13 protein-coding genes and 1 riboswitch are annotated in these 14,089 nt (G+C 71.9%); of the genes, 6 read left to right on the forward strand and 7 right to left on the reverse strand.

From position 1 onward, the window contains the following. Nucleotide 1: 1 nt before the first annotated feature. Genes AB0I51_RS14765 through AB0I51_RS14780 form a run of 4 tightly spaced genes read left to right on the forward strand, consistent with a single transcriptional unit; the run spans nt 2 to nt 5,487 of the window. Complete coding sequence (locus tag AB0I51_RS14765) at nt 2–1,537, forward strand: GMC oxidoreductase (protein ID WP_362974960.1); 1,536 nt, start codon at nt 2–4, stop codon at nt 1,535–1,537. Continuing rightward, nucleotides 1,537–2,592, forward strand: coding sequence for a glycine betaine/L-proline ABC transporter ATP-binding protein (locus tag AB0I51_RS14770; protein WP_362974962.1), 1,056 nt, complete (start codon nt 1,537–1,539; stop codon nt 2,590–2,592). Before AB0I51_RS14765 ends, AB0I51_RS14770 begins: the two co-directional genes overlap by 1 nt. Then, entirely contained in the window at nt 2,592–4,538 is a 1,947-nt protein-coding gene (locus tag AB0I51_RS14775) for an ABC transporter permease subunit (protein ID WP_362974964.1), read from the forward strand. The genes AB0I51_RS14770 and AB0I51_RS14775 overlap by 1 nt, the downstream gene beginning before the upstream one ends. A 1-nt stretch (nt 4,539) precedes the next feature. Then, the gene (locus AB0I51_RS14780) at nt 4,540–5,487 is read left to right on the forward strand and encodes an ABC transporter substrate-binding protein (RefSeq protein WP_362974966.1); all 948 of its coding nucleotides are present in this window, start codon (nt 4,540–4,542) and stop codon (nt 5,485–5,487) included. 6 nt (nt 5,488–5,493) lie between these two features. Here AB0I51_RS14780 and AB0I51_RS14785 read toward each other — a convergent pair whose 3' ends face one another. From AB0I51_RS14785 to AB0I51_RS14795, 3 genes are read right to left on the reverse strand one after another with little or no spacing between them, the layout of a single operon-like run. Then, nucleotides 5,494–6,252 carry an isocitrate lyase/phosphoenolpyruvate mutase family protein gene (locus AB0I51_RS14785; protein ID WP_362974968.1) on the reverse strand — a complete coding sequence of 253 codons (759 nt, stop codon included), beginning with the start codon at nt 6,250–6,252 and terminating at the stop codon, nt 5,494–5,496. Next, entirely contained in the window at nt 6,249–6,695 is a 447-nt protein-coding gene (locus AB0I51_RS14790) for a carboxymuconolactone decarboxylase family protein (RefSeq protein ID WP_362974970.1), read from the reverse strand. The genes AB0I51_RS14785 and AB0I51_RS14790 overlap by 4 nt, the downstream gene beginning before the upstream one ends. Continuing rightward, complete coding sequence (locus AB0I51_RS14795) at nt 6,692–7,189, reverse strand: carboxymuconolactone decarboxylase family protein (RefSeq protein ID WP_362974972.1); 498 nt, start codon at nt 7,187–7,189, stop codon at nt 6,692–6,694. Before AB0I51_RS14795 ends, AB0I51_RS14790 begins: the two co-directional genes overlap by 4 nt. Before the next feature lie 46 nt (nt 7,190–7,235). Here AB0I51_RS14795 and AB0I51_RS14800 point away from each other — a divergent pair, with 46 nt between their 5' ends. Further along, nucleotides 7,236–8,639, forward strand: coding sequence for a PLP-dependent aminotransferase family protein (locus tag AB0I51_RS14800; RefSeq protein WP_362974974.1), 1,404 nt, complete (start codon nt 7,236–7,238; stop codon nt 8,637–8,639). Between the two features lie 66 nt (nt 8,640–8,705). On the opposite strand, the gene AB0I51_RS14805 is transcribed toward AB0I51_RS14800, so the two are convergent. Then, a complete protein-coding gene (locus tag AB0I51_RS14805; protein ID WP_362975163.1) occupies nt 8,706–9,557 on the reverse strand; it encodes a hypothetical protein in 852 nt (283 codons plus the stop codon). A 74-nt stretch (nt 9,558–9,631) separates the two neighbouring features. Beyond that, nucleotides 9,632–10,837, reverse strand: coding sequence for an ornithine--oxo-acid transaminase (rocD, locus tag AB0I51_RS14810; protein WP_362974976.1), 1,206 nt, complete (start codon nt 10,835–10,837; stop codon nt 9,632–9,634). Nucleotides 10,838–10,928: 91 nt separating this feature from the next. After that, nucleotides 10,929–11,018, forward strand: a riboswitch (ZMP/ZTP riboswitch). Between the two features lie 31 nt (nt 11,019–11,049). On the opposite strand from rocD, the gene AB0I51_RS14815 reads away from it, so the two are divergent. After that, nucleotides 11,050–12,504, forward strand: coding sequence for a glycine hydroxymethyltransferase (locus tag AB0I51_RS14815; RefSeq protein WP_362974978.1), 1,455 nt, complete (start codon nt 11,050–11,052; stop codon nt 12,502–12,504). A 45-nt stretch (nt 12,505–12,549) separates the two neighbouring features. Here AB0I51_RS14815 and AB0I51_RS14820 read toward each other — a convergent pair whose 3' ends face one another. Beyond that, complete coding sequence (locus AB0I51_RS14820) at nt 12,550–13,251, reverse strand: hypothetical protein (protein ID WP_362974980.1); 702 nt, start codon at nt 13,249–13,251, stop codon at nt 12,550–12,552. A gap of 18 nt (nt 13,252–13,269) precedes the next feature. Then, the gene (locus AB0I51_RS14825) at nt 13,270–14,043 is read right to left on the reverse strand and encodes a hypothetical protein (RefSeq protein ID WP_362974982.1); all 774 of its coding nucleotides are present in this window, start codon (nt 14,041–14,043) and stop codon (nt 13,270–13,272) included. Between the last annotated feature and the right edge of the window lie 46 nt (nt 14,044–14,089).

Genomic DNA, 14,089 nt, shown 5'->3' on the forward strand with positions numbered 1-14,089 from the left:
CATGCCCGAGCACGAGAGCTCGTACTCGTACGACTACGTCGTCATCGGCGGCGGCACCGCAGGCTCCGTCATCGCCTCCCGCCTCACCGAGAACCCCGACGTCACCGTCGCCGTCATCGAGGGCGGCCCCAGCGACGTCGGCCGCGAGGACGTACTGACCCTGCGCCGCTGGATGGGCCTCCTCGGCGGCGAACTGGACTACGACTACCCGACCACCGAGCAGCCGCGCGGCAACTCGCACATCCGGCACAGCCGCGCCCGCGTCCTCGGCGGCTGCTCCTCGCACAACACCCTCATCGCCTTCAAGCCGCTGCCCTCCGACTGGGACGAGTGGGAGGCCGCCGGCGCCAAGGGCTGGGGCGCGATATCGATGGAGGCGTACTACGCCCGCCTCCTCAACAACATCGTCCCCGTCGACGAGAAGGACCGGAACGCCATCGCCCGCGACTTCGTCGACGCGGCCCAGGAGGCGCTGGACGTCCCGCGCGTCGAGGGCTTCAACAAGGCGCCCTTCACGGACGGCGTCGGCTTCTTCGACCTCGCCTACCACCCGGAGAACAACAAGCGGTCCAGCGCGTCTGTGGCCTATCTGCACCCGGTGATGGACGAGCGCCCCAACCTGACCATCTTCCTCGAGACCTGGGCGCACCGGCTGGAACTGGACGGCACCCGCGCCGAGGGTGTCCACGTCCGCACCAAGGACGGCGAGGAACTCCTCGTCCGCGCCCGCCGCGAGGTCGTCCTCTGCGCCGGGGCCGTCGACTCCCCGCGCCTCCTCCTGCACTCGGGCATCGGCCCCCGCAAGGACCTCGAAGCGCTCGGCATCCCGGTCGCGGTCGACCTGCCGGGCGTCGGCGAGAACCTTCTCGACCACCCCGAGTCGGTGATCGTCTGGGAGACCGACGGGCCGATCCCGGAGAACTCCGCGATGGACTCCGACGCGGGTCTGTTCGTGCGCCGCGACCCCGGACAGCCGGGCCCCGACCTGATGTTCCACTTCTACCAGGTCCCCTTCACCGACAACGCCGAGCGGCTCGGTTACGAGCGCCCCGAGTTCGGCGTCTCCATGACGCCGAACATCCCCAAGCCGAAGAGCCGGGGGCGCCTGTATCTGGAGAGCGCCGACCCTGCCGTCAAACCCGCCCTCGACTTCCGCTACTTCACCGACGAGGACGACTACGACGCCCGCACCCTCGTCGACGGCATCCGCATCGCCCGCGAGATCGCCCGCACCGAACCCCTCGCGCGCTGGCTCAAGCGGGAAGTCGCCCCCGGCCCGGAGATCCTCGGCGACGCCGAACTGAGCGAGTACGCCCGCAAGGTCGCCCACACCGTCTACCACCCGGCGGGCACCTGCCGCATGGGCGCCGATACCGACGAACTGGCCGTGGTGGACCCCGAGTTGAGGGTCCGCGGCCTGGACGGCCTCCGTATCGCCGACGCCTCCGTCTTCCCGGCCATGCCCGCTGTGAACCCGATGATCGGGGTGCTCATGGTCGGCGAACGGGCCGTCGATCTGATCGGGGGCGGTGCGTGATGACCAGTAGTCCTGTCTTCTCCGTGGAGGGCCTGTGGAAGGTCTTCGGCCCGAAGGCCGACCACATCCCCGCCGACCCCGAACTCGCCGCCCTCGGCACCGCCGAACTCCGCACCCGCACCGGCTGCACCGCCGCCGTCCGCGACGTCTCCTTCGACGTGCGCAAGGGCGAGGTCTTCGTGGTGATGGGCCTGTCCGGCTCCGGCAAGTCCACGCTCGTCCGCTGCCTCACCCGCCTCATCGAACCGACTGCGGGCTCGATCGCCATCGACGGCGAGGACGTCCGCGCCATGGACAGGTCGCGGTTGCGCGAACTCCGCCGCCACCGCGCCGCGATGGTCTTCCAGCACTTCGGCCTCCTCCCGCACCGCACGGTCCTCGACAACGTCGCCTACGGTCTCGAAATCCAGGGCGTCGGCAGGGCCGAGCGCCGCCGCCGGGCCGCCGAGGTCGTCACCAAGGTCGGCCTGGAGGGCATGGAGCAGCGGCGCCCCGGCCAGCTGTCCGGCGGCCAGCGTCAACGGGTGGGCCTGGCCCGGGCCTTGGCGGTCGACCCCCAAGTCCTGCTGTTCGACGAGCCGTTCAGCGCGCTCGACCCGCTGATCCGGCGCGACATGCAGGAGGAGGTCGTCCGGCTGCACCACGAGGAGGGCCGCACGATGGTCTTCATCACCCACGACCTGAACGAGGCGTTGAAGCTCGGCGACCGCATCGCCCTGATGCGCGACGGCCGGATCGTCCAACTCGGCACCCCCGAGGAGATCGTGGGCTCCCCGGCCGACGACTACGTCCGCGAGTTCGTACGGGACGTACCGCGTGCCGACGTCATGACGGTCCGCACGGCGATGCGGCCCGGGGCCTGCGGAGGCGGGGAGCATCCCGGTGCGCTCGCGGCGGACGCGGTCGTCGCCGAGGCGATCAAGGTCGTGTCCCGCAGCGGCCGGCCCGCCTGTGTCGTGGAGGACGGCCGCTGTCTGGGCGTGGTCGACCAGGCACGGCTGCTGGACGTCGTGGCGGGGGCGGAGCTCGCCCATATCGGCAAGGAGGCGGTCTGATGGCCACGGTCACCGCGCCCGCCCCGCGCCTTGCCCTTCCCGGCGTCCTCCGGCACCGGGCCGCGCACAAGCTGCTGCTGCTCGCGCTCGCCGCGGCGGTCCTTGTGCCGCTCGCCAACGCCCACTGGTCCAGCGGCAGTTGGCCGGGCGCCCTCACCGTCGACCTGTCCGGACCGCTGGGCCGGGCCAACGACTGGATCATCGACAACCGCGACAGCCACCCGCTGTTCCTCTACTTCTTCGGCTACATCAGCGACGCCGTCGTCCTGTCCGTACGCGCCGTCTACCTGGTGCTGCTCGCCGCGGGCTGGGCCGGCGTCACCGCGTTCGGCGCGCTCGTCGCCTGGCGGGTGGCCGGTGTTCGGCTCGCGGTCGGGACCGGGGTCGCCTTCCTCGTCTGCGGGCTGCTCGGTATGTGGGTGCCGACCATGCAGACGCTCGCGCTCATGGTGGTCGCGGTGCTCGCCTCGGTCGTCGTGGGCGCGTTGCTCGGCCTGGCCGGTGGCCTCTCGGAGCGGACGGACCGCGCGCTGCGCCCGGTCCTGGACACCATGCAGGTGCTCCCGGCCTTCGCCTATCTCCTCCCCGTCGTCCTCGTCTTCGGGATCGGCGTCCCCGCAGCCGTCCTCGCCACCGTCGTCTACGCCGCCCCGCCCATGGCCCGCCTCACCGCACTCGGCCTGCGCAACGCCGACCCGGAGGTCCTGGAGGCCGTCGAGTCCCTGGGCGCCACCGGACGCCAACGCCTGTTGACCGCCCGCATCCCACTGGCCCGCAAACAGCTCCTCCTCGGCCTCAACCAGACGATCATGATGGCCCTGTCCATGGCCGTCATCGCCTCCGTCATCGGCGCCGGAGGCCTCGGCGACCGTGTCTACCAGGCCCTCGCCTCCGTGGACGTGGGCGCGGCCCTGGCCGCCGGCATCCCGATCGTGCTCCTGGCCGTCGTACTCGACCGGGTCACGGCGGCTGCGGGGGAGCAGACCGACGAACCCACGGCTTCGGACCCGCGCCGGTGGCTGTACGCCCTCGGCGCCACCGTGGTCGTAGCGGTGGCCGTCCGTCTCGCCGGCGCCCTGGACTGGCCCTCCGGCTGGACCCTGGACATCGCCGAACCGGTGAACCGCGTCGTCGACTGGATGACCGCCCACCTCTACTCCGGCGTCCCCTACCTCGGCGGCACCGCCGACTGGGCCGGCCACTTCACCACCTGGGTCCTGGACCCCGTACGCGACGGACTTCAGTGGCTGCCCTGGTGGTCCGTGCTGCTGATCGTCGCCGCCCTGGCCTGGGTGATCGGCACCTGGCGCACCGCGCTCACCGCCGTCCTCGCCATGGCCGCGATCGGTGTCCTCGGCGTGTGGAAGCCGTCGCTCGACACGCTGTCGCAGGTGCTGGCCGCCGTGGCCGTCACCCTCGTCCTCGGCTTCGCGACCGGCATCGCCGCCGCCCGCAGCGACCGCTTCGAACGCGCCCTGCGCCCCGTCCTCGACGTCTGCCAGACGATGCCGCAGTTCGTGTACCTGATCCCGGTCGTCGCCCTGTTCGGCGTGGGTCGCGCCCCCGCCGTAGCGGCGGCCGTCGTCTACGCCCTCCCCGCCGTCGTCCGCATCACCGCACAGGGCCTGCGCCAGGTCGACCCGGCCGCCCTGGAGTCGGCCCGCTCGCTCGGCGCGACCAGCGCCCAGCAGCTGCGGCAGGTCCAACTCCCGCTCGCCCGACCGGCGTTGCTCCTCGCCGTCAACCAGGGCGTCGTCCTCGTCCTCGCCGTCGTCATCATCGGCGGCCTGGTCGGCGGTGGCGCGCTCGGCTACGACGCCGTCTTCGGCCTGGCCCAGGGAGACCTGGCGACCGGCCTGGTCGCGGGCGCCGCGATCGTCTGCCTCGGCCTGATGCTCGACCGCGTGACCCAGCCGACGGAACGCCGCACCAGGAAGGGAGCCTGACATGCGAGTCCGTACGACCGCTGCCGTGGCGTCGCTGGTGCTGCTCACCGGCTGCGGTGCCGCCGACATGACCAAGCAGGCCTCGCCCTTCGCCAACGCGCAGGGCGCCAAGACCGTGACCCTCTCCGTCCAGTCCTGGGTGGGCGCACAGGCCAACGTGGCCGTCGCGCAGTACCTGCTGGAGCACAGGCTCGGCTACCGCGTCGACACCGTCCAGGTCGACGAGGTCCCCGCGTGGGACGCGCTCAGCCAGGGCCGGGTCGACGCGATCCTGGAGGACTGGGGCCACCCCGACCAGGAGAAGCGCTACGTCGACGACAAGAAGACGATCACCCGCGCGGGCGGCCTCGGGGTGACCGGGCACATCGGCTGGTACGTCCCGAGCTACCTGGTCAAGCAGCACCCCGACATCACCGACTGGAAGAACCTCGACAAGTACTCCGCGCTGTTCCGCACGGCCGAGAGCGGCAACAAGGGCCAGCTGATGGACGGTTCGCCCTCCTACGTCACCAACGACAAGGCGCTGGTGACCAACCTGAAGCTGAACTACCAGGTGGTGTTCGCCGGTTCGGAGGCGGCGCAGATCACCCAGATGAAGCAGTTCGCCAAGGAGAGGAAGCCCTTCCTCACCTACTGGTACGCCCCCCAGTGGCTGTTCAAGAAGGTGCCGATGACCGAGGTGAAACTCCCTGCCTACAAGGAGGGTTGTGACGCCGACGCGGCCAAGGTCGCCTGTGCCTACCCGCACACCCCGCTGCAGAAGTACCTCAACACGGACTTCGCGCGGCGCGGCGGCAAGGCGGCGGCCTTCCTGAAGAGGTTCCAGTGGACGACCGAGGACCAGAACGAGGTCTCCCTGATGATCGCCGACCAGAAGCTCTCCCCGGCCGACGCGGCGAAGAAGTGGGTGGACAGCCACCCCGCCACCTGGAAGGCATGGCTGTCCTGACCCCGCTCACGGCCTCGGCCGGCCCGCCGTCCCCCGCAGCTCGCCGCGCTTCAGCTCGGCGGCCATCCCCTGCAGCGCGCGTGCCGCCCGGCGCTGCAGACCCGGCCCGAACGTGACGCGAGTGGCCCCGAGTTCACCGAGTTCGGTGGGCGAGGGGCCCTCGCCGTCCGGGCGCGCGAACACGTTGAGCGGCCCCTGGACACCGGAGCGCAGCAGCGGCAGTACGGCCGCCGGAGCACTGATCGGATAGACGCAGTCCGCACCCGCCGCGACATACAACCCGGCCCGCTCGATGGCCCGTTCGGGATTGCCGTCGCCGTGCAGGAAGGTGTCGACGCGGGCGTTGACGAACAACTGGTCCGCCGCCACCGCCCGCACCTCGGCAAGCCAGTCGGCGTGCTGCCGCGGGTCCTTGAGGACACCCCCGTTGGAGTCCTCAAGATTGCACCCCACGGCACCCGCCTCCAGCAGCCGCTCCACCAACTCCTTGGGCGCGAGCCCGTACCCGCCCTCGACATCGGCCGACACCGGCACGTCCACGGCCCGCACGATCCGCGCGACCGCCGCGAACATCTCGTCCGCCGGAGTCGACCCGTCCTCATACCCCAGCGAGGCGGCGACCCCGGCACTGGGCGTGGCCAGCGCCGGAAACCCGGCGTCGACGAACACCCGCGCACTCACCGCGTCCCAGGGCCCCGGCAACACCAAGGGATCCCCGGGCAGCCGCCCCCGATGCAGCCTCCGGAACACCTCCACTCCACTCACGGCCGGTAACCCCCCGGCTCGATACGACGGCTGACCATCACCCGGTTCCAGTTGTTGATGGCGGTGACGAGCCCGACGAGATGGGCGAGCCGGACGTCGTCGAAGTGCTCGGCGGCCCTGGAGTACACCGGATCCGGCACGAAGCCCTCCGTCAGTACGGTCACCGCTTCGGTCAGCGCGAGCGCGGCCCGCTCCCGCTCGTCGAAGACGCCCTCGGCCTCCTCCCACGCCGCCAGCAGGTCCAACGTCCCCTCGCTCACGCCGAGTTCGCGGGCGACGGTCAGATGCATGTCCAGGCAGAACGCACAGTGGTTGAGCTGCGAGGCCCGGATCACGACGAGTTCGGCGAGCGCGGGATCGCCCAGGCCCTTCTTCGCGGCGGCGCTGAGCGAGGCCATGGCCTGCCCGACCCCACGGTCCAACACCCGTGTCCGCAAGGTCACTTGTGCTGTCCCGCCTTGTAGTGCCCCGGTACCATCCGCGTGCTGACCCCGAACCGGTTCCAGGCGTTGATCACCGTGATTGCGGCGATCAGCTGGGTCAGTTCGGCCTCTTCGAACTGCGCGGCGGCCCGGTCGTACACCTCGTCCGGTACGAAACCGTCGGTCAGGACGGTGATCGCCTCGGTCAGCTCGATCGCCGCGAGCTCCTTCTCGGTGTAGAAGTGCCGCGACTCCTGCCACGCCCCGAGCTGGATGATCCGCTCCACGCTCTCGCCCGCCGCCAGCGCGTCCTTGGTGTGCATGTCGAGGCAGAACGCGCAGTGGTTGAGCTGCGAGGCGCGGATCTTCACCAGCTCCAGCAGCTTCGGGTCGAGCCCCCGACGGGCCGCCGCGTCGAGACGGACCATCGTCTTGTAGACCTCGGGGGCGTGCTCGGCCCAGTTGAGACGGGGGCTGTGTTCGGGGGCGTAAGGAGCTTCCTGTGCTGTGGTCATGTCTCGACCCTAGAAGCCAGGCAGCCCAGGAGTATGGTCCATTTCCATGGCGAAATCATGGGCCACTTTGGGTGTAGACCTCCACCTCGAACCCCACGGCGCCGGCGCGGGTACCGGCACCGGCGTCCGCCGGGGTCTGACGGACGCGCTGCGCGACGCCGTCCGCACCGGCCGCCTCGCCCCCGGCACCAGGCTGCCCTCCTCCCGCTCCCTCGCCGCCGACCTGGGCGTGGCCCGCAACACCGTCGCCGACGCCTATGCCGACCTGGTCGCGGAGGGCTGGCTCACCGCCCGCCAGGGCTCCGGCACCCGCGTCGCCGACCGTGCGGTCGTCCCGCCCACCGACACGACCCCGCCCCGCCGCCTGCACACCCGCCCCGCCTACGACCTCGTCCCCGGCACCCCCGACCTCGCCTCGTTCCCCCGCACCGAATGGCTCAAGGCCGCCCGCCGCGCCTTCACCTCCGCCCCGTACCAGGCCCTCGGCTACGGCGACCCCCGAGGCCGTGCCGAACTGCGCACCGCCCTCGCCGCCTACCTCGCCCGGGCCCGCGGCGTCCGCGCCGACCCCGAGCACATCGTGATCAGCGCGGGCATCTCCAACGGCCTGCGGCTGATCGGCACAGCGCTGAGGGCCCGCGGCGCCCACACCATCGCGGTGGAGTCCTACGGCCTGCCCGCGCACTGGCAGATCCTCGACGGGGCCGGTCTGCGCACCCGCCCGCTCCCTTTCGACGAACTGGGCACGAACCCGGGGCAGTTGACGGACGAGCCGGCTGTCCTCCTCACCCCGGCCCACCAGTTCCCCATGGGCGTCCCGCTCCGCCACGACCGCCGCTCCGCCGTCGTCGACTGGGCCCGGCGCACCGGCGGTGTCGTCCTGGAGGACGACTACGACGGCGAGTTCCGCTACGACCGCCAGCCGATCGGCGCCCTCCAGGGCCTCGACCCCGACCACGTCGTCTACCTCGGCACCGCCAGCAAATCCCTCGCCCCGGGTCTCCGCCTGGCCTGGCTGGTCCTGCCCCCGTCACTCGCCGAGGAGGTCGTGAAGGCGAAGGGCGGCGTCGACACCTGCGGCGTCCTGGACCAGCTGACCCTCGCCGAGTTCATCACCTCCGGTGCCCACGACCGCCACGTCCGCGCCGCCCGCCTGCGCTACCGCCGCCGCCGCGACAACCTCGTCGAGGCCCTGGCCCAGCACGCCCCCGACGTCCACGTCACCGGCATCGCCGCCGGCTTCCACGCCGTCCTCAGGCTCCCACCCGCCACCGAGCAGTCCGTGGTCCAGGCCGCCGCCTGGCAGGGCCTGGCCCTCCACTCCCTCTCCTCCTACCGTCACGCCCGGGCCCAGGCCGACCCCCTGGACGCCCTGGTGGTGGGCTACGGCACCCCGCCGGACCACGCGTGGGCGGGGGCGGTGGAGGCACTGTGCAGGGTGCTGCCGTGAGGGCTCACCCTTGAACGAGGGCCGGTAAGAATCACCCCGTCCGGGGGCGCAGCCCCCCAGGGACGGTCACCCCAACTCACCTGCACCCTCCACCGCTGCACCGCCGGAGGTCGGCGCCTCCCCGAACCGTGCCAACGCCAGCGCCCCCACCACCGCCACCACAAACCCCAGTACCGCCAGCCACTCCAACCCCTCCCGCGTACGGTCCCCGAGCCACACCACCCCCACCGCCGCAGGCCCGATCGTCTCCCCGATCACCAACCCTGCCGTGGCCGTCGTCACCGACCCCCGTTGCAGAGCGGTCGTCAGCAGCAGGAACGCGGCGCCCCCACCGACCAGCAGCGCGTACGTCGCCGGATTTCCGACCAGCGCCGACGGTGAGAGCGAGTCGATCAGTCGGACCGCCACCTCGACGACCCCGAACCCGAACCCGGCGCCAAGCCCGAGCGTCAACGCCCGCCCCCGCTCCGGCAGTCGCCCACCGACCAGCCCGAGCAGCAGCACCGCACCGGCCGTCCCCAGCATCGCCCACTTCAATGCCATGGACCCGGCCCGGTCCCCCTCCGCCCCGGACGCCAGCCCCAGCATCGCAAGCCCCGCGCACACCACCCCGACGGCCGCCCACTCCACCCCGCTGAGCCGCACCTTCAGCAGCCGCGCGGCCACCACCGCCGTCACCGCGAGGCTCGACGCCAGGGCCGCCCCGACCGCGTAGATGGGCAGCGACCGCAGCGCCGCGATCTGGAACACGAACCCCAGCCCGTCCAGCGCGAGCCCCGCCATGTACCGCCACTGCCGCAGCGCCCGCAGCAACAGCGCCGCGTCCCCGCCCCCACCCGTCGTCGCCGCCCGCGTGGCGACCGCCTGCAGGACCGTCGCCGTACCGAAGCAGATCGCCGCGCCGAGCGCGCACACCATTCCAAAGAGCACAAAGGGACTCTAGGGGAGGGGAGAACGCCCCCCGCCTCCGGTGCCGGCCCTCTCACCGATCTCTAGACGCCCAGCACCGCCCGCAGCCCGGCCAGTCCCCGGTCCAGGTCCTCCTCGCTGATCATCAGCGGCGGTGCGATCCGGATCGTCGACCCGTGGGTGTCCTTCACCAGGACGCCCCGCTCCATCAGCCGCTCCGAGACCTCCCGGCCCGTCCCGACCGCCGGAGCGATGTCGACCCCGGCCCACAGTCCCCGCCCACGCACCGCCGTCACCCGCCCGGTGTCCTTCAACTGCCGCAGCTCCCCGTGCAGATGCTCCCCGAGCTGCGCCGCCCGCGCCTGGTACTCGCCCGTCCGCAGCATGGCGATCACCTCCAGCGCCACCGCACACGCCAGCGGATTCCCGCCGAACGTCGACCCGTGCTCCCCGGGCCGGAACACCCCCAGGACCTCGGCGCTCGACACCACCGCCGACACCGGTACCACCCCGCCGCCCAGCGCCTTGCCCAGCACATACATGTCGGGCACGACGCCCTCGTGCTCGCACGCGAACGTCCGTCCCGTCCGCCCGAGCCCCGACTGGATCTCGTCGGCGATGAGGAGGGCGTTCCGCTCGCGCGTCAACTCCCGTACCCCCGGCAGATATCCGGCCGGCGGCACCAGCACCCCCGCCTCGCCCTGGATCGGCTCCAACAGCACGGCCACCGTGTTCTCGCTGACCGCCGCCCGCATCGCGGTCAGATCCCCGTACGGCACGATCTCGAAGCCCGGCGTGTACGGCCCGAAGTCCGCCCGCGCCTCCGGGTCGGTGGAGAAGCCGACGATCGTCGTCGTACGGCCGTGGAAGTTGTTGCCCGCCACCACGATCTTCGCTCGTCCCGCAGGTACTCCCTTGACCCGGTACCCCCACTTCCGGGCCGTCTTCAGCGCGGTCTCCACCGCCTCCGCGCCCGTGTTCATCGGCAGCACCAGCTCCATGCCGCACAACTCGGCCAACTGCTCGCAGAACGCGCCGAACCGGTCGTGGTGGAACGCCCGCGACGTCAGCGTCACCCGGTCCAACTGCGCCTTCGCCGCCGCGATCAGCCGTGGGTTGCCGTGCCCGAAGTTCAGCGCCGAGTACCCGGCGAGCAGGTCCAGATAGCGCCGCCCCGCCACGTCCGTCATCCACGCGCCCTCGGCCGTGGCGATCACCACCGGCAGCGGGTGATAGGTGTGCGGGGTGTGCGCCTCGGCGGCGGCGATGAGGGCTTCCGTACTGGTCACGGCGTCTCCCGGGGGTGAGGTTGCCCCTTTCCTATCCTCGCCCGCATGGTGGACGCGGGAGCCGCACCGTCCGGCCCGCCCGGTAGGCTGACCGGCGGGCCGTGACTGGCGCGCTGGGATGGGACCGACCATCGGGGAGCGGCCCGAGCTGCAATGTGTGCCGTGCGCCTGGGCCGTACCGTGAACGCCGAACGCCACGTCCGGAGGTCCCCATGCCCGACAATTCCGCGCCCCTCTCCAACGAGTCCACCGCCTTCCGCGCCGCCCTCGATGTGATCCGTGCCGTCGAGCCGCGCGTCGCCGACGCCATCGGCCAGGAACTCGCCGACCAGCGCGAGATGCTCAAGCTGATCGCCTCCGAGAACTACGCCTCCCCGGCCACCCTGCTGGCCATGGGCAACTGGTTCAGCGACAAGTACGCCGAGGGCACCGTCGGCCGCCGCTTCTACGCCGGCTGCCGCAACGTCGACACGGTCGAGTCCCTCGCCGCCGAGCACGCGCGCGAACTTTTCGGCGCCCGCCACGCCTACGTCCAGCCGCACTCAGGCATCGACGCCAACCTCGTCGCCTTCTGGTCGGTCCTCGCCGACCGCGTCGAGGTCCCCGCTCTCGCGAAGGCGGGCGTCCGCCAGGTCAACGACCTCTCCGACGCCGACTGGGCCGAACTCCGCCAGGCCTTCGGCAACCAGCGCATGCTCGGCATGTCCCTGGACGCCGGCGGCCACCTCACCCACGGCTTCCGCCCGAACATCTCCGGCAAGATGTTCGACCAACGCTCCTACGGCACCGACCCGGCGACCGGCCTCATCGACTACGACGCCCTGCGCGCCTCGGCCCGCGACTTCAAGCCGCTGATCATCGTGGCCGGCTACTCCGCCTACCCCCGCCTGGTGAACTTCCGCATCATGCGCGAGATCGCCGACGAGGTCGGCGCGACCCTCATGGTCGACATGGCGCACTTCGCCGGCCTGGTCGCGGGCAAGGTCCTGACCGGCGACTTCGACCCGGTCCCGCACGCCCAGATCGTCACCACCACCACCCACAAGTCGCTGCGCGGCCCGCGCGGCGGCATGGTCCTGTGCGACGACTCCCTCAAGGACCAGGTCGACCGCGGCTGCCCGATGGTCCTCGGCGGCCCGCTCCCGCACGTCATGGCAGCCAAGGCCGTCGCCCTCGCCGAGGCCCGGCAGCCCTCCTTCCGGGACTACGCCCAGCGCATCGTCGACAACTCCCGGGCGCTGGCGGACGGCCTGATGCGCCGGGGCGCCACCCTTGTCACCGGTGGCACCGACAACCACCTCAACCTGATCGACGTCGCCTCCTCCTACGGCCTCACCGGCCGCCAGGCCGAGGCCGCGCTGCTCGACTCGGGCATCGTCACCAACCGCAACGCGATCCCCGCCGACCCGAACGGCGCCTGGTACACCTCCGGCATCCGCATCGGCACCCCCGCCCTGACCACCCGCGGCCTGGGTACCGCCGAGATGGACGAGGTCGCCGCTCTCATCGACCGGGTCCTCACCACCGCCGAGCCGGGCACGACGAAGTCGGGAGCGCCGAGCAAGGCGAGCCACGTCCTGGACGAAAAGGTCTCCGACGAGATCTCCCGCAGGGCGACGGACCTGGTGTCCGGCTTCCCGCTGTACCCGGAGATCGACCTCGGCTGACAGCCGGCATACGTCCTCTGTCGAGTTGTCAAAGATCGGTGACTCTCACAGATCGATGAGTTCCTGTCGTGGTTCATCGCGCGGCGGTCCGGCCTCACGCCGGGCCGCCGCGCGGCGTATCAGCAGCGTGCCGCCGATGCCGACGGCGAGCCCCGCGGTCGCCCACCCGACCCGCTCGGCAGGCCCGGGCTCGTCCTTCGCGGCGCCGGCTCCGGTAACGCCCCCGACCGCACCGAGCAGCCCTGCCCGCTCCATCCGCGTGAAGACCGCGCGCGGCGCCCGATGCCAGCGGATGTCGTCGTCCGCCACCTCCGGCGCCGGATCCGTCCGCACCCACGGTGTTCCGTCCCCGGCGACGAACAGCTGGTCCTCCCGCTCCACCGCCACATCACCACCGGGGGCCCGACTCGTCCGGGGCCAGCCGCCGACCCCGGTCAGCCCCCACACCACGGTGATCCGCACCGCCGGATACCGGCCCGCCTCCCATGCCTGCGGCACCCGCTCCGTCCCCGCGTACGTCGGCAGCAACAACGTCCACAGGCGCGCGAACGACGCCTCCCCGGAATGCCACGTCTCGGTCCGGCCCGTGTCACCCGCCACGACCAGCGCCAGATCCGGGATGTCCCGGTACGGATCCTGGACCCGCACCTGAGCCGTCCCGGCAGCCTGCACCCGAGCCGCTCCGGCCAGAGCCATCAACACCGACGCAGCGACCAGACACATGCCCCGCAAGCTCCCGCGTTCCATCCCGCGCCCCTCCACCCCTCACACGTCCCGCAACTCCTGCCTGGGCCCCGGCTCCCGCCCCTTCCGCCACAGGTCCGGCGGCAGCCGCACGGCGAACGGCCGCAGCACGAGGGCCAGTACCGCTCCGGCCGCCGCGCCCGGTATTGCCCACCACCGGTCGGTGCCGTCGTCCTTGTCCCCCACGGTGGCCCGCACCGTGCCGGTCTCCGCGTCGCTGTCAGGTGCGGCTGTGGCCGGAGCGGACTCGGTCGGCTGCCACGGTGCCGGGAAGATGCCCGAATAGCCGTCGGACCCGGTGCCCGTGCCCGTCACTCCTAACTTCCGCAAGAGAGCGCGCAGTTGGGCCGGATGCTCGGCGCGATGCCAATAGCCGTTCAGATGCGCGTTCTCCGGCACATCGGCCGCCGTGTGGATCCACACCGCCTGCGGACGGGACTCGACGGGAAAGACCCGGTCGATCCGCCACGGCGATATGTCGTGCGCCAGCCAGGTGACATTGATCTGGCGGGCCTGGGTCAGATCGGCCCCGGGCGGCTTGTCGCGGGTGCCCCTGCCCTCGGGGCCGAGCAACTGCTGGAGCTTTCCGTACTGTTCGTCCGAGTAGTACAGCGCCGTGGCCCGTCCGCTCGTCGGCGAGGTGACGAGCACGCTGGTCGGCCCGCCCGCGGCCGCCTCCGACGCACCCCACACCATCAGCGACAGCGTCATCGCCAACGCCCCGCCCAGAGCCGTCACTTCGCGCAACCCGGCCGCGATCCCGCTTGTCCTGACCGCACTTCCTGCTCCGGACATCCGAACCCCCAACCAGCCGATCCCCCTACGGCCCGCCCGCGAGCCG

Origin of the sequence: Streptomyces sp. NPDC050549 (assembly GCF_040655035.1) — a bacterium.
In the GTDB taxonomy this organism is placed as follows: Bacteria; Actinomycetota; Actinomycetes; order Streptomycetales; family Streptomycetaceae; genus Streptomyces.